This window comes from Flavobacterium sp. (genome assembly GCF_044373165.1).
GTDB lineage: Bacteria > Bacteroidota > Bacteroidia > Flavobacteriales > Flavobacteriaceae > Flavobacterium.
The window spans coordinates 1-20,865 of sequence record NZ_JBILQL010000036.1; the positions used below are offsets into that span (position 1 = coordinate 1).

The following is a 20,865-nucleotide window of genomic DNA, read 5'->3' on the forward strand; positions in this document are numbered from 1 at the left end:
TAGGTTGGAGAAACAAGTTACTAGGAACAGAAGAATAAGTTTTGATTTCATTAGGCTTGCATTTGATTTGTGACGTTGTAAATATAAAAGACATAATCGTTTAAAAGCAAATAAAATCGATGAAACGTACAAATAATTTTAAAAAAATAAAAAAAACCTTTCAAATTAATGAAAGGTTTTGAAATGTAAAACTATATTTTGAACTAAATACCGTTAACGATAGCAGCAAAATCGGATGCTTTTAAAGCGGCGCCGCCAATGAGTCCGCCATCAACATCGGGTTTAGAGAAAATTTCTTTCGCATTTTCAGGTTTTACGCTGCCGCCATATAAAATAGAAACCTCTTCTGCTACATTGCTGCCAAATCTTTTTCTGATGGTTTCTCTGATGAATTCATGCATTTCTTGCGCTTGCTCAGGCGATGCTGTTTCTCCGGTTCCAATAGCCCAAACCGGTTCGTAAGCCAAAACAATTTTTTCCCAATCACTGTTTTCTAAATGAAATAAACCGTCGCGCAATTGGTTTTCCACTACATTAAAATGTTGGTTGTTTTGACGGTCTTTTAGTTCTTCGCCAAAGCAAAAAATAACAGTCATATCGTGTTTTAGCGCTGTAGTTACTTTTTGGGCCAAAATGGTATCGGTTTCATGAAAATAAGCCCTTCTTTCTGAGTGACCTAAAATAACGATATTGACTCCAATGCTTTTCAACATATCGGCTGAAATTTCACCGGTGTAAGCACCGTTTTCGTTTTGGTGCATATTTTGAGCCGCCACAGCGATATTGGTAAATTCTAAATGATCAACGGCTGATGCTAAGTTGATAAAAGTTGGTGCCACTATAATTTGGGCTTCACTATCTTGAGGCAATTTATCAATTAAATCGTTTAATAAATCTTCGGTTTCTTCCGCATTTTTATTCATTTTCCAGTTTCCGGCAACAATCTTTTGTCTCATTATTCTAAAGTTTTTAAAGTAGCATTTATAGTTTCAAAATCGGTTTCGATAGCTCTGTAAGTAACGATTTTTCCATTTTTATCTAAGATGATGTATCTCGGAATCCAATCCAAGTCGATTGATTTTCCGAATGCTCCTTTCATACCATCGGTTACCCAATAGTGATCGCCTTTGAGTTCGTGTTTGGCAACACCGGCAAGCCATTTGTCGTGAGCTTTGTCCATAGAGATAAAGACATAGTCTACCGTTGGATGGTTGGTTTGCATTTCTTTTACTTTAGGCATTGCTTTCACACAGTCGCTGCACCAGGAAGCCCAAACTTCGATTACGGTAACTTTACCCTTGTGTTTTTTGAGGACTTCTTTAAAAGTTACTTGGCTGCTATCAGCAACTACTAATTTTTTTTCTAAAGTTTCCTTCGAAAATTCTTTGGTTTGAGCATTGGAGCACGATAAACTTGCCAAAGCCGATAATATAAAAACGGCAATCTTTTTCATAGTTCTGTTTTGGTTTTAAAGCTATTCCGGTTGGTTTTCTTTTTTATTATTTTTCAAAAATACAACTTTATGCTTGCGGCGTTTGCTTTGTTTTCTCTTTCTTCTTTTTCTTTTGTCATAAAAGTATTTAACAATGAGAATAACCCCTAAGACACCTACAGCCATCAAGGTACTGCCAATGAGTATGTGGATGGTATGGCCCATAGGCGGTTCTTCTAAAGTGGCTATAAAATTCAAAAAATAATAGCCAATGCCAAAGACAACAGCACTTAAAAGGATGCCCCAAAGCGCTTTTTCATTGTCTTTTTTTGACATGATATATTTAATCATAAAGTGGTATTTAGTGTCAAAAAAATCAATTATTTCTTAAAATATTTACCCATTTAAGCAGTAATACAGCGTTTACAATGATTAAAAAAACGCCAAGTACTAATCTTAACGGAATTTCGAATAGCATCAAGTTGTTTTTGCTCTGGATTAAAAAATATATTCCCAAGAGAACCAGCAACAATGTTATAAAAATATTAAAATAAATTCTAGTTTTTGACATTTCGCGGTTTATTCTGTTGCAAACGAATGGTTATTTTTTCAATTCGGAGTAAGGCTTATTGATAAGTTTCTCGAAATCAATTACATCAAACTTGTTGTCTGTAATTCCCCAGTAGTATTTGTATTCGTTTCCATTCCATAAATACTTAATACCGGGTGTATCTTTCCCGGAACCTAGAACTTTCCAAAACGGAATCACTTCTATAATTTTATAAGGATATTCGGCACCGGCATATTTAAAGAAATTCGGAATCAAATCGGCTTCTTCATTCATGAAAATGATGGAGATTTCCGGAAAGTCTTTTGTTTTTTTTCGCAATTCGGTTAATTCTTTAGCGGCATCTTTACAGTGATCACAACCCGGAACAAAGAAGCAAAGTGTTTTACGGCCTTTATCGATGTGTGAAAAATATTGGGCGTAACCCGATTTGTGTTTGGCCGGTTCTTTATTTTCAACTTTGATTTCAGGCTTTATTTCCTCTGCTTTTTTAACTGTATCTTTTACAATAACCTTAGTGGCTGTTGTATCAACCGCAGTTGTGGTCAAAGTATCCGAAACGGTTTCTTCTGGAGCAGAAACGGTAAACTCACTTTCAACGGGTTGAATTGGTGCCAACATAAATAAAGCCAAAATAGAGGCAAAGGTTACCGATGTCAATACCCAAAAATTATGTCCTTTTTCATTGGCTTTCGGCATAATAAACAATAGCCAAACCAACAATCCCATAGCGGCTACATTTTTCAATATGGCTTCAATGGGTGTCATGGGCAACAAACTACCGAAGCAGCCACAGTTTCCGGAATTCCCGCCGTTTTGAAGGGTTTCAATGGTTAAATGTGTAGTGAATACAAACAATAATAAGATTGTTGCCGGTATGATAATGCTGCGCAGAAAGTTCTTCTGTAAGATTAAAAAGCCGAGTGCCAATTCAATTCCGATAAGCACTCGCGAAAAATAGGGTGCAAATCCTTCCGAAAATCCCATTGGATACAATTGTTTCACTTCAAATGTAGAAATGGCAAAGTAAGGCGACGGATATAATTTGGCGACAGCCGAAAGTAAAAATAAGAACGAAATTACGATTCGAATTCCTAAAGCAATATTGTTTTTAGAGGTATTCATTTTTTTTAATTTCAAATGTTAAAATAAAAGTTTCCGGTAAGTTGTAGATTAGTAAATTCTAAGGTTACCCAATGGCAACTTATTGCCCGAATTTCATTAAGATTAAAGCAAATACGGAATAATTAATCATGTCTTGATAATTGGCATCAATACCTTCCGAAACGATGGTTTTGCCTTGATTGTCTTCAATTTGTTTCACGCGTAGTAATTTTTGTAAAATCAAATCGGTCAACGAACTCACGCGCATGTCACGCCAAGCTTCGCCGTAATCGTGGTTTTTAGCTTCCATCAACGATTTGGTTAAGGCTACTTTTGCATCATACAATTCAGTGGCTTTGGCCAAGTCTAAATCGGGTTGTTCTACTACGCCCAAATCCAATTGGATCAAGGCCATAATCGAATAATTGATGATGCCGATAAACTCGCCGCTTTCGTCTTCGTCTACTTTTCGGATGTCATTTTGTTGTAAACTTCGGATGCGTTGCGCTTTGATGAAAATTTGATCGGTTAACGAAGGTAATCTCAAGATTCGCCAAGCACTACCGTAGTCTTTCATTTTATTAATATACAGTTGTCGGCAAATTGCGATAACCTTGTCATATTCTTGAGAAGTATTACTCATTTCAGTGTATCTTTGTGTCAAATTTTCCCAAAAGTAAAGAATTTTTTTGATTGCTGATTGAAGATTGATGAATAGTGATTTCAGATTTAAGTATATCTTAACAGAACACTGCCATTGAACACTTAATACTGATAGAATGACCATAAACTGTAGCGGTACTTTAATCGATTTGACGATTCCCAAAGTGATGGGTATCTTGAATGTTACGCCCAATTCTTTTTACGATGGCGGAAAGTATGCCAATGAAAAGCAATGGTTGGATCAAGTTCAAAAAATGCTTGCCGAAGGCGCTACTTTTATTGATGTAGGCGCGTATTCCAGCAAGCCTAATGCCGAGTTTGTTTCCGAGTTGGAAGAAACAGAACGATTGGTTACTGTGGTTAAACTTATAGTACAGCATTTTCCCGAAGCACTGATTTCTGTAGACACTTTTAGAGCTCATGTTGCCAGAGCTGCTTTGGAAGCCGGTGCTTGTATTGTTAACGACATTTCCGCCGGTGGCTTAGACGAGCTAATGATGAAAACAGTGGCTGAGTTTCAAGTGCCTTACATTATGATGCACATGAAAGGGAATCCTCAAACGATGCAAAGTTTGGCACAATACAACAATGTTACCAAAGAAGTGCTGTTTTATTTCTCCGAAAAATTAGCCCAAGCCAGAAGTTTTGGGATAAACGACTTGATTATAGATCCCGGTTTCGGTTTTGCCAAAACTACCGAACAAAATTTTGAACTTTTAGCTAATTTGGAATTGTTTGATCAATTGGAATTGCCCATTTTAGTTGGTGTTTCCCGAAAATCAATGGTTTATAAAACCCTTGAAACCACACCTGAGTTTGCGCTCAATGGTACAACAGTATTGAATACAATAGCTTTACAAAAAGGTAGTAATATTTTAAGAGTGCATGATGTAAAAGAAGCGATAGAATGCGTAAAATTGCACCAAGAATTATCCCGAAATTTAGAGACCAAGAATTAAATCCCAAATTCAAAATGAAACAAATTGCGTTATTGATATTTTCATTACTTATGCTTTCCTGCGGAGAGGATAAAGAAGTTTTATTGCCTGTCGCCAAAGAAACGATAGTTGCTGAAGTGAAAGACCATTCGCCAATTTATTTCTTTTTTAAATTGGAAGAAAAAGATACTATAGTCGACGTTAACCGAAACAATTCAATTAGTTCCACCAATTGGCTGTTCAATATTGACAAAAGATTGCCATTGCGCAAAGTGATTTTGGAGATTAAAAAGCTTCAAAATAAAAAAGACAAAAGCGCTCATAAAAAGGAAGCTTCCGAAAATTATTACACTTATACCGATACCGTCAAAAAAAACCTGGCGTTCATGCCGTTTACTCAAATTCGGTATAAATTAGAAAAGCCCGATTTCAATATCCGCTATTTTCACTTAGATCGAAATGATTTAGTACATTATGATGAATTGGTGTTTTCAAAAAATCAGTTGGAGGAATTCATCAACAAGATGCCGAATGCAAAAATCTATTTTTCGTTTGACAAAGGCATGTCTTTCGGAAAGTACATCGAATACAAATTGTTTTTAAAAAACCTGGTAATCACTCAAAAAGGCGTAACCGTTAACGCCAAGCGCGAGTACATTTACTAAATTACTTCAAACTTAGCACTTCGTACTTCGTACTTTTACTGATGGTGATAAGGTTCGTTGCGTAAAATGGTAAATCCGCGGTACAATTGTTCGATAAAAAACAAACGCACCATTTGATGTGAAAACGTCATTTGAGAAAGCGAAACTTTGCCTTGGGCTTTTTGATATACTTCGGCACTAAAACCATACGGTCCGCCAATCACAAAAACCAGGGTTTTGGTTCCTGAATTCATTTTCTTTTGCAAGTATTCCGAAAAACCCAAACTTGTAAAAGTATTTCCGTTTTCATCCAGTAAAATCAATTGGTCGGTTGGTGTTAGTTTAGATAAAATGAGTTCACCTTCTTTGTCTTTTTGCTGCGCTTCCGAAAGATTTTTAACGTTTTTAATATCGGGAATGATTTCCAAATCAAACTTGATGTAAAAAGACAAACGCTTGGTATAATCGTCAATCAACGATTGCAGTGCTTTGTTGTCGGTTTTGCCTATGGCGATTAGTTTGATGTTCATAGCCAATTATTTATTCCAAATCTTCCAAGCTTTTTCGGCTTGTAACACTAACATTTCATAACCGTTTTTGGTAATTGCGCCTTTTTGTTTTGCCTTTTTTAAAAACTGTGTTTCCTCCGGATTGTAAATCAGGTCGAAAGCAATATGTTTTTCGGTGAAAAAATTAAACGGAATTGGAGGAAAAGCTTTTGTGTCAGGGCTTGTGCCCAAGGGTGTGCAATTGATGATAATATGGTAATTGTCGAAAGTCGTCGCATTAATTCTATCATAATCAATCATGCCTTCTTTGGCTTCGCGAGAAACATAAGTGTAGAGAATTCCGAGTTGGTCGAGTGCAAAAGCAACCGCTTTGGCTGCGCCGCCGGTTCCGAGAATCAGTGCTTTTTGATGGTGCGGTTGGAGTAGTGGTTCCAAAGATTTCATAAAACCGTAATAATCCGAATTGTAGCCTTTGAGTTGGCCTTTTTTGGTCAAGCGAATGACGTTTACAGCACCAATTTGGGCCGCATTTTTAGACAATTTATCTAAATACGGGATCACAACTTCTTTATAAGGAATTGTAACGTTTAAACCTTTTAAATCAGGATTATTTGTGATAAGCGTTGGGAATTCTTCAATGGATTGAATGTCGAAATTGACATAGGAACAATCAACGAGATTGCCTAAAGCAAACTTTTCGGTGAAGTATTTTTTGGAAAAAGAATAGGCGATATTTTTCCCGATTAGACCAAATTGTCTTTTCGACATTTATTCAGATTTTTGGTGTTTAGCAATATAATCCTTTACCGATTGTCTTTCCCAAACCATTGGAAACAATTCTTCCAAAATGGTATTGTGCTTAGCATTCAAACGCAAACCATTGCTTAAGTGAAAGTTGCCTTTTTCTTCTTCATGTAAAGACAAGTGTAAACCGGCCAAACGGTATTCGATTTCACATTCTTCCGGGAAGTATTCAGCCGCTTGGATTAAGGTAAGTATGGCGTTGTTGGTTTCACCCATATTTTGCATCATGTCTACCCAAAACAACCAGGTGTCTAATTGGTAATCTCCAAATTCTACCGCTTTTCTATAGCCGAACTCCGCTTCTTCAAATAAGTTTATTGCTTTGTTGATGGTAGCAAAGCGCTTCCAATACAAACGATTTTGATCGTCTATAGCCAAAGCTTTGTTGACATAAAACAAGGCTTTTTGATAGTTTTTTTGTCTCACATAAAAATCCGTAATTGCAATCCAACCTTTGTCTAAAAGCGGGTCTTCATGTACGGTTTTATTAAAGTATTTTAAGGCTTCTACTTTGTTGCCTAATTTTTCATAACATTTGCCAATTCGCAACAAAGCGTAAGATGTTGGGTCGTCAAGTTCTATAGTGCGGTTGTAGCTTTCAATGGCTTCTTCATATTTTTTCAAGCGCTCTAAGGCTTTTCCTTTTTCCATGAAAGCGCCCAAAAATTCTTCGTCTATATAAGTAGCAAATTCAAAAGCACGTACCGCATTCTCATAATCTTTTATACCATAATACAAACGCCCTGATTGGTGCCAGGCGATTTCACTGTAAGGATTTCTGTCGATATAAGTTTTAAGGTATTCAATAGCTTCTAAATTTTGGTCTAAAAACTCAAAGCAATACACTACATTGTACAAGGCGGATTGGTCTTCGAAATCTTCCTCTAAACATTTGATGAAGTTTTCTTTCGCCAATTCTAAGTTGTCCATAAAAAGATATTCCATACCGATTAAGTTGTACACATCGGCATAGTCTTCAGTATAAATTAAAGCTGTTTGCAAAAATTCTACTGCTTTTTCATGATTGTCTCTTTTAGAGTAGATGTTGGCTTTTTGGATAAAAATTTCTTCGTTGGTAGGTTCAATAGCGAACAATTCATTGAGTAATTTTTCTGCCTGATCTAATTTGTCATCGTACACCAACATTTCTACCTGAACCAATTTCAATCCGGTAGATTTTGGATGTTGTTCCAGTCCTAACTTTAAGGCTTTTTTGGCCAAAGTAGCTTTTCCCATGTCGAGGTAATGCAGTATGATTTCCTCGAACTCCTCTGAATCGAAAAATAAAACTTTGTTGGTTTTCAACATCGATTCAAATTTCGCTAAGGATAAGTTGTAGTCTTCTTCGTCGTGATCCAATTGCATACTAGTAGGTTTTAAAATTATCCTTAATAAAATTAGGGAAACGGTATTCTTATTTTTGTTGGGTTAATTGATTGTTGTAAACAATTTAATTAACAATGGATTTTTGATTGATGATTAACGATTTTTAATTTCAGAAATGAAAAATCTGCAATCTTAGTTCGTTAATCTTAAATCTTCATCCATCACTTCATTCATGGCTTCCAGGATGATGGCGCAACCTTCTTTGATTTCTTCTTCCGAGATTGTCAGCGGAGGCGTAATTCGGATGGCACAACCTTCAAACAACAACCAGAACAAAATCAATCCTTTTTCCTGACATTTAAAAATCACTTTATTGGTGATTTCCGGATGACTGGTCATGGCAGCTAACATTAAGCCTCGTCCACGAATTTCTTCTATCAAAGGATGTACCAAAAGCGCACGGAAAATCTTTTCTTTTGCTAAAGATTGTCGGGCGTAGTCTTTTTCCAGTACTTCTTGTAAAGTAGCCAAGCTGGCTGCCGCTATGACAGGATGTCCGCCAAAAGTAGTAATGTGTCCTAATTTAGGATCATGACTCAACAAATCCATGTGCTTTTCATTGGCAATGAAACCGCCAACAGGCATTCCTCCGGCCATTCCTTTGCCGATAATCACTACATCAGGCACGACATTGTAGTTTTCAAAACCAAATAATTTTCCCGTACGGCCAAATCCGGGTTGGATTTCGTCTATTATCATAAGTGCTCCGACTTCTTCACAGCGTTTTTTAACCTTTGCCAAGAAATCATCTTTAGGTTCAATAAAACCGGCGCCGCCTTGGATGCTTTCGAGAATAATTCCGGCGGTTTTGGTAGTGATTTTTGCTAAATCAGCTTCGTTATTAAAGGTGATAAAGTCAACATCGGGAATTAATGGTCGGAAAATTTGCTTGCGTTCTTCAAAACCCATCACGCTCATCGAACCCATAGTATTTCCATGGTAAGCGTTGTGACACGAAATGAGTTGGCTTCTGCCGGTGACACGGCGTACCAATTTCAAAGCACCTTCACAAGCTTCAGTGCCCGAGTTGACCAAATAAATTTTATTTAAACCAGTCGGTAAATTTTCGACTAATAACTTACAGTAAGCTACGGCCGGATGTTGGGCATATTCGCCATACACCATCACGTGTGAATACTTATTTAATTGGTCGATAATAGCCTGATTTACCCGCGGATGTTGGTGTCCTAAAGAACAGGCTGAAACGCCCGCTACAAAATCGAGGTATTTTTTATGGTTGGTATCGTAGATGTATGAACCAATAGCATGCGACACTTCCATTCCCAATGGATAGGGAGAAGTTTGGGCTTGGTATTTCAAAAAATCTTCTCTCATGATAGTTTGCGGTTGTCGGTTTCTGTTGTCAGTCATGAAACTTGACGGAATGCTGTAGTTATTTCACCTTGGGTTTTGCCCCGATCTCTTTTGGTTCTGTTTTTGGTTTCGGATTATTTTTGTCGTAATCTAAAGTCTCTTTGGAAGGTTGTAACGGTTGGTTGTCCTGACTCATTTCAGCCTGTCGCTCGGCTTGGATTTTGGCATCCAATTCGTTTTCTTCCGGTGGGAAAATATCGTCTTTCGACTTGATGCGTTCGTCGCCTCGCCAAATGAATCCTCTTAATTTTCGGGCATTCTCGGGCAAATCTTTTTCAGGATAAATATCGCCGTCGATTTGGTTGTAATTGGTGATGGTTTCAATGGTATTTTTATCCAAAACCATATTGATTTTACTGCTGACACTTTTGTTGATTCCAATCAATTCTTTTTGGTCATTTCGCATATAATAAATGACTTCGGTGTTTTTAATGATGTCGACTTCCCGAAGTTTATTGTCTTCAAATTTACCGTATAAATTCTGTCCCTTTACTTGATTGTAACCCGTACTAAGCGTGTCTTTTGAAATGATAAAAGCGTTGTTCAATACCTTTAGGGAATCTAATTTTTCGGTTTTATTGTTGCCGATAAGATGCATCACGTCGCCGGTCATTTGGTTTTCATAGTTCCAAAGTATTGGGTTTTTGATGAGTTTGGTTAGGTTTGTTTTTTGATCGGAATGAATTGAATCGCATTTGCCGCTCATGTCGGTTTTGTAAAAACGCACATTATTGAAGGCTCTAACGATGCGTTCGCCAGGTTTTCCGGTGATGATCATTTTTTTACCGTGAACGTACATCGAATCGTTTTCCACCAAAGTGATGGCAACGGCTCTTTTGGTAATCATCATCGAATCTTTTTGGGTTGTCAAATTGCGATAAATTTCAGCATAATGGCCTTTGATTAGCCCTTTGTTGATGGAATCGGTGATTTTGACATTGTTAGTGGCCGAAGCGTATTCTCGGTTTCGGTCGTAATACAAACTGTCGCCTTCAATGCGACGGTCTTTGTATTTGATATAGGATTTTCGCTTGAAATAAGCTAGATTTTTCTTAGTGTCGTAAAATCCTTTTTCGGTATAAATAAAATTCTCTTTACTGGTTATGGTTGACGGACCAAACAAATAGGAGTGACCCGAATTGGTATAGTAATCCAAATGATTCGACTTAATCGTGTATTTCGGATTAGTGATGGTTACTGCTGTTAGAAAACGGAACTTTTTTTCGTTGGCATAATAGCGTCCGGATTTGCTTTTTAAAGTGTTTTCTCGATTGGTGATAGTGCCGTAAGTATTGTAAAAAGCTTCTTGGGTATTGCGATCGAAATTGATGGTATCGGTAACCAACTTTGATTCGGGCGAACGCATGACTACGTTTCCGGTGGCATAAGCTTGTCTGACTTCTCCATTGTATTCGGCATATTTACTGTTTAAAAAAAGCGTGTCGCCTTGTACCATTTGGACTTCACCAAATGCTTTGAGATAGTTTTCTTTTTGAAAAAAATAAGCTTTGTTACAAGTAAAAACAACGCCTTCATGACTTACTCTTACATTGCCGCGAAGCAGTAAAGCATCCGGGATTTCGGTTTGGTTGATGTCGGCAAAATCGGAATGTTCTATGTTTATAGGAGTTGATTTTTTTTGTGCAACGGTAATATTTACCGCCAAAAAACATAATCCGATGTAAAAAAATAACTTTTTCAAGTGGTTGAATTTTTATTAAGCTCCGCTCGGTTAGCTCCGTTCGGGTTTACGCAATTCGAGTTGATGCTATGGTCTCGAAAGGGCAAATTTATGAAAAACGAACCAATGATGATGGGTATTAAGAATTATTTAATTAACTGTGTTTGCCGTGTTTTAGTAATCATTAGTTATTCAAATGATACCACAAAAAACTATAAAATTCTGACTCTTTTTTAATGCGATAATTATAAGTCGATATTTGACCATAGTGTCCGGCATCACCATATTCTAAAAGGTAAATAGGATTTTTTTGCGCAGCTCTGTTTTGCAAATGAGCTGCAAATTTATAGGAATGTAAAGGCGGAACTCTATCGTCATTTTCAGAAGTGATGATTAAAGTTATCGGGTAATTTAAACCTTCTTTGATGTTGTGATAGGGGGAATAACTGTATAGGGAATCAAATTCAGCTTTGATTTTCGGATTGCCATATTCCTTATGATGGTGACTTCCAATGGTGAATTGATCAAACTTTAACATATCAAAAGCGCCTACTTTTGGAATAACTACTTTAAAAAGGTCGGGTCTTTTGGTCATTGCAACACCAGCTACTAATCCTCCGTTTGAACCACCACTAATGGCTAATTTGTTAGCAGAGGTATATTTTTCTCTGATAAGGTATTCAGCGGCTTCAATAAAGTCGTTGAAAGAATTGGTTTTTTTTAATCCTCTGCCGTTTGCAGCCCATTGATTCCCTTTTTCTCCACCTCCTCGAATTTCAGCAAAAGCATAAATACCACCTTTTTCGATGAAACTTAATAAACTTGTGGAATAATTTGGCAAACTTACTACTCCAAATCCGCCATAGGCTTCTAATAATGTCGGATTATTGCCGTCCATAACGGTGCCTTTCTTGTAAACTATAGTGATAGGAATGTCTTTGTTGTCACTGCTTTTATAAGTTGTATTTTTGGTTTCAAAATAATTAAAAGGAAAAAGCGTGGCTTTGGCTTTGATGTAATCGTTAAAATATGGACTAGATTCACCTGTAGTAACGTTTAACTTGAAATTATAAGTATAAATAGTGTAGGAATGCATTTCAACAAAAAGGTTGTTCGTTTCTTTGTCAAAATATCTAATGTTAAAAGTCATCCCATCCGGAGCATCAAATAATCTGATGAAATTACCCTCATAGTCATATACACGAATAGAATATTTATTCAGATTTTTATAGGCACAAAAAATATAGTTTTCGGTTAAATAGGCATAGAGTAATAAATGCGAATAAATTTGCGGAACAATTACCTTAACCTCTTCTTGCTTATTGATGTGAAAAGAGCGAACATCACCCCAATCGTAGTCTTTTGAAGAGAAATAAACGATGTCATTTTTATAATTTAGTAGTTTAAAGTTGTTGGTTTCTTTTTCAAACATCAACTCTAATTCGAATTTTTCACTGGCCAATGAGGCTTTTAAATAGGTTGTTTTTCCTGTTTTGATGTCCATTTCAGAAACGATTAGTTTGTCTCTTGTGGTAAAAAAATCATGAGAAACCTTCTTTTTTGAGGCATCATATACCAACACATCTTCTTCTTGACTTGTACCAAGTTTGTGGTACATAATTTGGAAAGTTGAGTCTTTTTCTGTTCTGTTTTGATTGGTGTTTTTATTGTAAAAAACACCTAAATCCAGATTCCACTCAACATCTGAAAATTTTACATTTTTCAGCACATCATTGTAGAGTTCTTTTTTAAATACTTTGATAAAACGCACTTCTTTAACATCGCTGCCATCTGTGCTGACTTTAAAAGCCACTATATCAGAGCTTTTGGAAGGATAATAGTTTTCAACCAATACGTTACTGTTTTTGTAGATAGCCCAAGTATCGATTAATTCTTCGGGTTCTTCGTCTAACTTTCTTCGAATGTATATTGAGGTTGGTCTGTCTTTATCTTTAAAATACCGGGAGAAAAAGTACCGTCCTTTTTTTTGTGGAAAATAGTCGGTGTTGAGTTTGTTATAATTGGTAATGGTTTTTTCAAAATCATATGTATTAACAACCTTTTCAAGATGTGCTCTACTCAAAAGATTTTGTTCTTTGACCCAATTTTTGACTGCCTGAGATTTTATATTTTCCAGCCAACTGTAATCATCAGTGATAGTGGTTTCATGTAAAGTGAAAGCAGCCGGAATTTTTGGGGTATTGATATTGTTTTGACCAAATCCCAATTGATAAAGGAAAATAAAAACAAAAGCAATTTTGTACATGGTATATTTTTTTTCCAAATATAAGCGGATCAAATAAATTTAATTAACCCGGCTTTACTTTTTAATCAATATATATATTTACATATATTTGTCTCTAAGCTTGTCATCCTAAATTCAAGTTGCCACTCTATGAAAAGAACACTATTAATACTGCTTGCGATAAGTTGTACAGGAAGTATAACTTTAGCCCAAAAAACGCCTAATACACCTATGATAAAAAATGTTATGGTTGGAAACCAACCCTCTAAAACTGTTGTATACCAAGTTTTTACCCGTTTATTCGGCAACAAAAACACTAATAACAAACCATGGGGAACCATTGAAGAAAACGGAGTTGGTAAGTTTAATGACTTTACAGATAAGGCTTTACAGGAAATTAAAAAGTTGGGCGTGACTCATATATGGTACACCGGTGTGCCGCACCATGATGTGATTAGAGATTATACCAAATACGGCATTTCTAACGATGATCCCGATGTGGTGAAAGGCCGTGCAGGTTCTCCTTATGCCGTGAAAGATTATTACAATGTGAATCCTGATTTGGCTGTTAATCCGGCTAAAAGGTTGGAAGAATTTGAAGCGTTGATAACCCGTACTCACAAGAACGGATTGAAGGTTATTATTGATATCGTGCCCAATCACATTGCCCGAAATTACAAAGGGTTAACCAATCCGAAAGGCGTAAAAGATTTTGGTGCCGATGACAATACTTCAGTTGAATATGCCCGAGACAATAACTTTTATTACATACCTAATACACCTTTTGAAGTGCCAACTTCGCCCGATTATAAGCCTCTCAATGGAGAAGTTAGTCCTTTAAGTGACGGGAAGTTCAGCGAATTTCCGGCGAAATGGACCGGCAACGGTTCGCGTATGGCCAAACCCGATATAAACGATTGGTACGAAACTGTTAAAGTGAATTATGGTGTTAAACCCGACGGATCAAAGGATTTTCCTGAATTGCCTGCCGGTTATGACAATATGGATTGTGCAGCTCATTATGCTTATTGGAAAGACAAAGATGTACCCAATTCTTGGAAGAAATTCAGAGACATCGCTTTGTATTGGATAGCAAAAGGAGTTGACGGATTTAGATATGATATGGCCGAAATGGTGCCTTATGAGTTTTGGAGCTATATGAATTCGAGTATCAAAATGAAAAATCCCAATGCCTTTTTATTGGCGGAAGTATACAACCCGAAGGAATACAGAAACTATATCAAATTGGGCAAAATGGATTATTTGTATGATAAAGTTGAAACCTACGATCATTTAAAAGCCGTAATTCACGGTAATGCATTGCCGGATGCACTTTCGGATATTCAAAACAGTATGATGGACATTGAGCATCATATGTTGCATTTCCTTGACAATCATGATGAGCAAAGATTAGCGAGTCCGGAATTTGCGGGAACGCCCGAAAAAGGGAAACCGCTTATGGTAGTTTCAGCTACGATTAGTTCTTCACCAACTATGGTTTATTTCGGACAAGAAGTAGGTGAACCCGGAAATGAAGATGCCGGTTTCGGAAAACGTTCCAGAACATCCATTTTTGATTATATCGGAGTGCCTCACCACCAGCGATGGATGAATGGTGGTAAGTTTGACGGCGGTCAGTTGTCAGATAGCGAAAAAGCATTGCGTGATTTTTATAGCCGATTGCTGAATTTTACCTTAAACAGCAGTGCAATGCTAGGTAAGTTCCAACAAATACAATCGGTGAATCGTGATGAGACTAAAGAGTACGACCCCGGATTGTACGCTTATGTTCGTTACAGCGATGACGAAAAGTTGATTGTCATAGCCAATTTCTCATGGGTTACTACTAGTAAAATTGATTTAATTGTTCCTCAGGATGTGATTGCCAATTGGAAACTTAACGATGGAAGTTATACTGTTAAAGACCAACTTTACGGCAGTACAGCCATATTGAATGTAGTCGGCGGCAAAGGAACAATTCATTTGAATATCAAACCGAGTGAATCTTTTATTTTTAAATTATAATTTTTATTGGCATTTATAACTAACCCATTTCAACTGAAATGGGTTTTTTATTTGGAAATACTCAACTTTATATATTTTACGGCCATCGCTATTAAACAATAGTTATTTATCTGGCAATTAATGTTAAAGTTATGAGCAGAACCGGTAATTGCCATACATTTATTTTTTATAAATTTTTGAGGGTATGTTTTTGTATGTTTTTATATCTTTTATGATGAATTCGATACTACTTTTTGATTTTAAGGAGAAAAGCAATATTGACTATTGGAATATAGTTGACGATGGTGTAATGGGCGGACTTTCATCAAGCCAATTTTCTATCGATGAGAATGGTAATGCTGTATTTAGCGGATTTGTTACCACTGAAAATAATGGTGGGTTTTGCTCAGTACAATATAATTTCAAAACCATGGCTTTGTCCCAAAAAACGGTTTTCATTATCCGACTTAAAGGAGATGGCAAAAAGTATCAGTTTCGGGTGAAATCAAAAAGCAATGATTATTATTCCTATATCTATGAATTTCAAACCACAACCGATTGGCAAACCATTGAAATTCCTATATCCGAGATGTACGCATCTTTTAGAGGCAGGACCTTGAATATCCCTAATTATGATGGAACGAGTTTGGCACAGCTGGCGTTTTTAATCAGTAACAAACGAAATGAGAATTTCAAACTGCTGATTGATAAAATTGAAGTGGAATAATTAAAAAAGACCAAACTGCTAACAGTTTGGTCTTTTTAATTTACCTCGTAATCGTCTGTTTCCTATCCGGTCCAACCGATACAATTTTAATAGGTACTTCGACTTCCTTTTCTATGAATTCGATGTATTCTTTTAGTTCTTTTGGTAACGCATCATAAGTTGTCATGCCGGTTAAATCGGCTTGCCAACCTTTGAATTCGGTATAAATAGGTGTTACATTTTCTTCTTCAATATTGTATGGCAAATGTTGAATTACATCGCCTTTGTAATTGTAAGCCGTAGCCACTTTCAAAGTGTCAAAACCCGAAAGGACGTCGCCTTTCATCATCATCAATTGGGTTACGCCGTTGATTTGGATGGCGTATTTCAAGGCTACTAAGTCTAACCAACCGCAACGTCTTTTTCTGCCGGTAACCGAACCGAATTCGTTGCCGACTTTTGCCATTACGTCTCCGGCATCGCCAAAATCCTCTGTAGGGAAAGGTCCGGAACCAACACGAGTAGTATAAGCTTTAAAAATCCCGTATACTTCTTTGATTTTGTTCGGAGCGATTCCTAAACCGGTACAAGCACCGGCAGCTGTAGTATTAGAAGAAGTTACAAACGGATACGTTCCGAAGTCAACATCTAATAAAGAACCTTGAGCGCCTTCACAAAGAATGGATTTGCCTTGTTTTTGGGCTTGAGCCAAATATTCTTCGCTGTCGATGAATGTCAGTTTTTTTAAATCTTCTATTGCTTCAAAGAATTCTTTTTCTAATTCGGGTAAGTTGTATTGGATGTTTACGTCGTAAAACGCAATCATGGCTTCATGCTTATCGGCTAGAGCGCGATATCTTTCTTTGAAGTCGGCCAATTCAATATCGCCCACGCGAATTCCGTTGCGACCCGTTTTGTCCATATAGGTTGGTCCTATTCCTTTTAAAGTAGAACCGATTTTAGCTTTGCCTTTAGCCGCTTCAGAAGCAGCATCTAATAATCTGTGGGTTGGCAATATTAAATGTGCCTTTCTTGAAATAATCAATTTCGATTTTAAATCGAGGTTGAATTTGGCTAAGCCGTCGATTTCACTTTTAAAAACTACCGGATCAATTACGACTCCGTTTCCGATGATGTTGATGTTGTTGCTGTGGAAAATCCCTGAAGGTATAGTCCTAAGAACGTGCTTGATGCCATCAAATTCCAAAGTGTGTCCGGCATTTGGTCCGCCCTGAAAGCGAGCGATAATATCGTACTTTGAAGTCAGTACATCGACAATTTTTCCTTTTCCTTCATCGCCCCATTGTAATCCGAGTAGTAAATCTACAGTCATTGTGTGTTTTAGTTATTTGTAGTTATGTTGTTTAGGTTTTATTTTTTTTGAAAAAATCCCATTTTAAAAAGTGATTCAGGACACCCAAAACTAAAGCAGTTGTAAAACTTAAAGCCAAGGTTTTCAAAAAGAAAGTGGTTGAAAAATCGCCGATAAATAGCTGAAAAACCACTTTGTATACGGTGTAGAATACGAATACAAAAATAAAGGTGATTTTAAAGTAATTTCGTTTCGGCATTATTAGTGTTTAGGGTTTTTTAGTGGCGTAAAAATACAACGAGTGGTTGTGAATATCAATCCCAAAGATTTCCTCTATGGTTTGTTTGATGGTTTGAATTCTCGGATCACAAAACTCAATTACTTCACCGCTGTCGGTCATGATAACGTGGTCGTGTTGTTTGTCGAAATAAGATTTCTCATAATGCGCCTGATTTTGACCAAATTGGTGTTTTCGTACTAAGCCGCAATCTAGCAAAAGTTCTATCGTATTGTACAAGGTAGCCCTCGACACACGGTAGTTTTTGTTTTTCATTTTGATGTACAAATTTTCGATATCAAAATGTTCTTCACTATCGTAAATTTCCTGTAGTATTGCATAGCGCTCAGGCGTTTTACGATGCCCGTTGTTTTCCAAGTACAGTGTAAAAACATTTTTTACAGTCTCTTGATTTTTTTGATTATCGGATGCAATTTGTGTCATGTGGCAAAGATAGTTTTTAGTTTAAAAGTTTAAAAGGTTAATATTCAAAACTTCGGTTAAAGTTTTAAACGAGTTGTTGATAACGAGATTTTACTAATTCGTGTAAACTCGGGTAACTTTATCCACGCCATCTATTTTCTTGATGTTGTCTATTAATTTTTTCAAGATATTATTGTTTTGAACAATCACCGAAACTTGTCCGTTGAAAATTCCTGCTTCACCACTAAGTGAGATACTTTGGATGTTTACGTGCATGTTGTTGGAAATCACCTTGGTCAATTCGTTGGTTAATCCTAAACTGTCCATACCGGTAATTTTTAAAGTGGCTTTAAACTCTTGTTGGGTAGAATCAATCCATTTGGCTTGCATGATGCGATAAGCATAATTGGATTGCAAAGTGATGGCGTTCGGACAATCTTTTTTGTGTACTTTTATACCTTCGTTAATGGTGATAAACCCAAAAACTTCATCGCCCGGAATAGGGTTGCAACAGTTGGCTAATTTATAATCGAGTTTGTCTAGTTCAGTTCCAAAAACCAACAAATCGTAATTTTTACTCAATTCCTGTTTGTTAATATCCTCCGGATTGGCACTGGGTGAACGTTTGATTTTACTCTTGAAGAAGTTCATCAAAGTATTGCTCTTTTGTGCCGCAAAGTCTTTTAACTGCTGGTTTTCTATAGAACCGATGCCCACGCGGTAAAACAAATCCAAGCTGGTTTTGAGTTTAAAGAAATTGACCAATTCGTTCACTACGCTTTCATTTAAAGTAATCTTCAAATGTTTTAGCTTTCGGGTCAATAGTTCTTTACCGTCTTCGGCTATTTTCTTGGTGTTTTCGTTGAGTACGTTTCGTATTTTATTTTTGGCACGAGAAGTAGTCACATAGTCCAACCAGTTGATGGTTGGTTTTTGATGCACCGAGGTAATCACTTCAATTTGATCACCGCTTTTCAACTCGTGGTTGAGCGGAACCAACTTTCCGTTCACGCGAGTGCCACGGGTTTTGATACCGATTTCAGAGTGAATACTGAAGGCAAAGTCAAGCGAAGTGGCGCCTTTGGGTAACGATTTGATTTCACCTTTGGGCGTAAACACGAAGATTTCTTTGGCATATAAATTCATTTTGAAATCTTCCACAAAATCCACCGCATTGGTTTCCGAACTTTCCAAAGCTTCTTTGAGTAGGTTCAGCCAAACGTCTAAGCCGCTTTCTTCCGTTGCGCCTTGTTTGTATTTGTAATGCGCTGCGTATCCTTTCTCGGCAATTTCATCCATGCGTTCGCTTCTCACCTGAATTTCTACCCAACGGCCTTTTGGTCCCATTACGGTAATGTGTAAGGCTTCATAACCGGTCGATTTGGGTTGGGAAATCCAATCTCGCAAACGACTCGGACTCGGGCGATAATGGTCGGTTACTATAGAATATATTTTCCACGCCAAGAACTTTTCATCGTGTAAATTGGATTTGTAAATAATGCGCAATGCAAACTTGTCGTACACTTCATCAAAAGTCACATTTTGAGCAGCCATTTTTCTACGGATGGAATAAATGGATTTCGGTCGGCCTTTAATGGTATATTCTACGCCTTCTTCATCAAGTGATTTTTTCAAAACATCAGAAATAGTAGCGATATATGCGTCTTGCTCTTCTTTGGTTTCTTTGATTTTGCTGACAATATCTCGGTAGATTTCGGGTTCGGTATATTTTAAACCTAAATCTTCGAGTTTGGTTTTAATGTTATACAATCCCAATCGATGGGCAAGCGGCGCATAAATGTAGAGGGTTTCGGAAGCAATTTTGACTTGTTTGTATTCCGGCATCGAGTCCATGGTTTGCATGTTGTGCAAACGGTCGGCTATTTTAATTAAAATTACCCGAACATCATCGTTTAAGGTCAATAGCATTTTACGGAAATTTTCCGCTTGCATTGATATATTCATGTCTTTTTTGACCTGCGCAATTTTGGTCAATCCTTCTACCAAGTGGGCAATTTTAGGATTGAACATGCGTTCGATGTCTTCGATGGTTACATCGGTATCTTCCACCACATCATGCATCAGGGCAGCAGCAATACTGGTTGCACCTAAACCAATTTCGGATGCAACAATTTTAGCAACACCTATGGGATGAAAAATATAAGCTTCACCCGATTTACGGCGTTGGTCTTTGTGTGCCTCTACAGCAACGTCAAAAGCTTTGCGAATCAGTTTTTTATCGGCATCTGTAAGTGTTTGGTAACTGATGCGGAGTAATTCTTTGTATTCTCTGGCAATCGCCTTGTTTTCTTCTTCTAAATCAATCTCAATCATAGCCTGTTCTTCGATTCCCTAAAAATAGGAAAAAATGATTAAAATTACAAGTACTAAAATCTTGAAATTTCAATGCCTAATCGGGAACTATTTTATCCTTTGGAAATCTAAATCGTGAAAGTCATAACTAAAATCGGTCATCGGAGAAATGGCTTCCATTTTAAAGTGATTTACCTTACCGTCAGCGTCAACATCAAAGAAAATATGAGAATCGGCATTGAAGCTTCTCACGTTCCATTTCACTATAAAATTCTGATTTTTGTACCAAAGCACTTCACCAACCAATCGTTTGGAACGTTTAGACGCGAAGTGTAATTTCCCTTTTTGCTCATAAATAGTTACTTCTCCAAACCAATTGTCTTTGAAAGTTCCGGTGTATTGATTGAAGTCGATTTTAGTTTTTTGCTTCTCATTCTGATGGACAACAGTCCAAACTTCCTCTGTTATTTTATCGGCATTGT

Annotated in this window: 19 protein-coding genes; 4 read left to right on the forward strand and 15 right to left on the reverse strand. The window is 37.0% G+C overall.

Annotated elements, in window-relative coordinates; genetic code table 11:
- Nucleotides 1-203: 203 nt before the first annotated feature.
- From tpiA to ACIQ32_RS06600, 5 genes are all read right to left on the reverse strand, one after another.
- Entirely contained in the window at nt 204-956 is a 753-nt protein-coding gene (gene tpiA, locus ACIQ32_RS06580; RefSeq protein WP_396194894.1) for a triose-phosphate isomerase, read from the reverse strand.
- Complete coding sequence (locus ACIQ32_RS06585; RefSeq protein ID WP_396194895.1) at nt 956-1,453, reverse strand: TlpA family protein disulfide reductase; 498 nt, start codon at nt 1,451-1,453, stop codon at nt 956-958. Before ACIQ32_RS06585 ends, tpiA begins: the two co-directional genes overlap by 1 nt.
- Before the next feature lie 21 nt (nt 1,454-1,474).
- Entirely contained in the window at nt 1,475-1,783 is a 309-nt protein-coding gene (locus ACIQ32_RS06590) for a hypothetical protein (RefSeq protein WP_396194896.1), read from the reverse strand.
- A gap of 250 nt (nt 1,784-2,033) precedes the next feature.
- On the reverse strand, nt 2,034-3,125 hold the full coding sequence (locus tag ACIQ32_RS06595) for a MauE/DoxX family redox-associated membrane protein (RefSeq protein WP_396194897.1): 1,092 nt from the start codon (nt 3,123-3,125) through the stop codon (nt 2,034-2,036).
- Nucleotides 3,126-3,204: 79 nt separating this feature from the next.
- Nucleotides 3,205-3,747, reverse strand: a complete 543-nt coding sequence (locus ACIQ32_RS06600; RefSeq protein WP_396194898.1) for a DUF1599 domain-containing protein — start codon at nt 3,745-3,747, stop codon at nt 3,205-3,207.
- 136 nt (nt 3,748-3,883) lie between these two features.
- Between ACIQ32_RS06600 and folP the strand changes: the two genes are divergently transcribed.
- Both folP and ACIQ32_RS06610 read left to right on the forward strand, forming a co-directional pair.
- The gene (gene folP / locus ACIQ32_RS06605) at nt 3,884-4,726 is read left to right on the forward strand and encodes a dihydropteroate synthase (RefSeq protein ID WP_396194899.1); all 843 of its coding nucleotides are present in this window, start codon (nt 3,884-3,886) and stop codon (nt 4,724-4,726) included.
- A 14-nt stretch (nt 4,727-4,740) separates the two neighbouring features.
- Nucleotides 4,741-5,370: a hypothetical protein gene (locus tag ACIQ32_RS06610; RefSeq protein ID WP_396194900.1), complete on the forward strand. Its 630-nt coding sequence runs from the start codon at nt 4,741-4,743 to the stop codon at nt 5,368-5,370.
- A gap of 35 nt (nt 5,371-5,405) precedes the next feature.
- Here ACIQ32_RS06610 and rlmH read toward each other — a convergent pair whose 3' ends face one another.
- The 6 genes from rlmH to ACIQ32_RS06640 all read right to left on the reverse strand — a co-directional run bounded on the left by rlmH (nt 5,406) and on the right by ACIQ32_RS06640 (nt 13,369).
- Nucleotides 5,406-5,879 carry a 23S rRNA (pseudouridine(1915)-N(3))-methyltransferase RlmH gene (gene rlmH / locus ACIQ32_RS06615; protein ID WP_396194901.1) on the reverse strand — a complete coding sequence of 158 codons (474 nt, stop codon included), beginning with the start codon at nt 5,877-5,879 and terminating at the stop codon, nt 5,406-5,408.
- A gap of 6 nt (nt 5,880-5,885) precedes the next feature.
- Nucleotides 5,886-6,626: a shikimate dehydrogenase family protein gene (locus ACIQ32_RS06620; RefSeq protein ID WP_396194902.1), complete on the reverse strand. Its 741-nt coding sequence runs from the start codon at nt 6,624-6,626 to the stop codon at nt 5,886-5,888.
- Entirely contained in the window at nt 6,627-8,027 is a 1,401-nt protein-coding gene (locus ACIQ32_RS06625) for a tetratricopeptide repeat protein (RefSeq protein WP_396194903.1), read from the reverse strand. It lies immediately after the preceding gene.
- A gap of 153 nt (nt 8,028-8,180) precedes the next feature.
- Complete coding sequence (locus ACIQ32_RS06630; RefSeq protein WP_396194912.1) at nt 8,181-9,383, reverse strand: aspartate aminotransferase family protein; 1,203 nt, start codon at nt 9,381-9,383, stop codon at nt 8,181-8,183.
- 58 nt (nt 9,384-9,441) lie between these two features.
- A complete protein-coding gene (locus tag ACIQ32_RS06635) occupies nt 9,442-11,124 on the reverse strand; it encodes an OstA-like protein (RefSeq protein ID WP_396194904.1) in 1,683 nt (560 codons plus the stop codon).
- Between the two features lie 163 nt (nt 11,125-11,287).
- Nucleotides 11,288-13,369, reverse strand: a complete 2,082-nt coding sequence (locus tag ACIQ32_RS06640) for a prolyl oligopeptidase family serine peptidase (RefSeq protein WP_396194905.1) — start codon at nt 13,367-13,369, stop codon at nt 11,288-11,290.
- Nucleotides 13,370-13,498: 129 nt separating this feature from the next.
- Here ACIQ32_RS06640 and ACIQ32_RS06645 point away from each other — a divergent pair, with 129 nt between their 5' ends.
- Together ACIQ32_RS06645 and ACIQ32_RS06650 are read left to right on the forward strand one after the other, a co-directional pair.
- The gene (locus ACIQ32_RS06645; protein ID WP_396194906.1) at nt 13,499-15,373 is read left to right on the forward strand and encodes an alpha-amylase family protein; all 1,875 of its coding nucleotides are present in this window, start codon (nt 13,499-13,501) and stop codon (nt 15,371-15,373) included.
- 214 nt (nt 15,374-15,587) lie between these two features.
- Nucleotides 15,588-16,079, forward strand: a complete 492-nt coding sequence (locus tag ACIQ32_RS06650; protein ID WP_396194907.1) for a CIA30 family protein — start codon at nt 15,588-15,590, stop codon at nt 16,077-16,079.
- A 40-nt stretch (nt 16,080-16,119) separates the two neighbouring features.
- Here ACIQ32_RS06650 and ACIQ32_RS06655 read toward each other — a convergent pair whose 3' ends face one another.
- The 4 genes from ACIQ32_RS06655 to ACIQ32_RS06670 all read right to left on the reverse strand — a co-directional run.
- Complete coding sequence (locus ACIQ32_RS06655; protein ID WP_396194908.1) at nt 16,120-17,391, reverse strand: adenylosuccinate synthase; 1,272 nt, start codon at nt 17,389-17,391, stop codon at nt 16,120-16,122.
- 247 nt (nt 17,392-17,638) lie between these two features.
- Nucleotides 17,639-18,091, reverse strand: a complete 453-nt coding sequence (locus tag ACIQ32_RS06660) for a Fur family transcriptional regulator (RefSeq protein ID WP_396194909.1) — start codon at nt 18,089-18,091, stop codon at nt 17,639-17,641.
- A gap of 93 nt (nt 18,092-18,184) precedes the next feature.
- Nucleotides 18,185-20,404, reverse strand: coding sequence for a RelA/SpoT family protein (locus ACIQ32_RS06665; protein ID WP_396194910.1), 2,220 nt, complete (start codon nt 20,402-20,404; stop codon nt 18,185-18,187).
- An 87-nt stretch (nt 20,405-20,491) separates the two neighbouring features.
- Nucleotides 20,492-20,865, reverse strand: a 374-nt coding sequence (locus tag ACIQ32_RS06670) for a DUF3471 domain-containing protein (RefSeq protein ID WP_396194911.1), incomplete at its 5' end; no start/stop codon positions are given.

Bases quoted from the DNA above. Each gene is read 5' to 3' on its own strand.
- ACIQ32_RS06630 (WP_396194912.1), bottom strand. From the start codon at position 9,383: ATGAGAGAAGATTTTTTGAAATACCAAGCCCAAACTTCTCCCTATCCA.
- ACIQ32_RS06590 (WP_396194896.1), bottom strand. From the start codon at position 1,783: ATGATTAAATATATCATGTCAAAAAAAGACAATGAAAAAGCGCTTTGG.
- folP (WP_396194899.1), top strand. From the start codon at position 3,884: ATGACCATAAACTGTAGCGGTACTTTAATCGATTTGACGATTCCCAAA.
- ACIQ32_RS06595 (WP_396194897.1), bottom strand. From the start codon at position 3,125: ATGAATACCTCTAAAAACAATATTGCTTTAGGAATTCGAATCGTAATT.
- ACIQ32_RS06650 (WP_396194907.1), top strand. From the start codon at position 15,588: ATGAATTCGATACTACTTTTTGATTTTAAGGAGAAAAGCAATATTGAC.
- ACIQ32_RS06645 (WP_396194906.1), top strand. From the start codon at position 13,499: ATGAAAAGAACACTATTAATACTGCTTGCGATAAGTTGTACAGGAAGT.
- tpiA (WP_396194894.1), bottom strand. From the start codon at position 956: ATGAGACAAAAGATTGTTGCCGGAAACTGGAAAATGAATAAAAATGCG.
- ACIQ32_RS06610 (WP_396194900.1), top strand. From the start codon at position 4,741: ATGAAACAAATTGCGTTATTGATATTTTCATTACTTATGCTTTCCTGC.
- ACIQ32_RS06585 (WP_396194895.1), bottom strand. From the start codon at position 1,453: ATGAAAAAGATTGCCGTTTTTATATTATCGGCTTTGGCAAGTTTATCG.
- ACIQ32_RS06600 (WP_396194898.1), bottom strand. From the start codon at position 3,747: ATGAGTAATACTTCTCAAGAATATGACAAGGTTATCGCAATTTGCCGA.
- ACIQ32_RS06640 (WP_396194905.1), bottom strand. From the start codon at position 13,369: ATGTACAAAATTGCTTTTGTTTTTATTTTCCTTTATCAATTGGGATTT.
- ACIQ32_RS06625 (WP_396194903.1), bottom strand. From the start codon at position 8,027: ATGCAATTGGATCACGACGAAGAAGACTACAACTTATCCTTAGCGAAA.
- ACIQ32_RS06655 (WP_396194908.1), bottom strand. From the start codon at position 17,391: ATGACTGTAGATTTACTACTCGGATTACAATGGGGCGATGAAGGAAAA.
- rlmH (WP_396194901.1), bottom strand. From the start codon at position 5,879: ATGAACATCAAACTAATCGCCATAGGCAAAACCGACAACAAAGCACTG.
- ACIQ32_RS06665 (WP_396194910.1), bottom strand. From the start codon at position 20,404: ATGATTGAGATTGATTTAGAAGAAGAAAACAAGGCGATTGCCAGAGAA.
- ACIQ32_RS06620 (WP_396194902.1), bottom strand. From the start codon at position 6,626: ATGTCGAAAAGACAATTTGGTCTAATCGGGAAAAATATCGCCTATTCT.
- ACIQ32_RS06660 (WP_396194909.1), bottom strand. From the start codon at position 18,091: ATGACACAAATTGCATCCGATAATCAAAAAAATCAAGAGACTGTAAAA.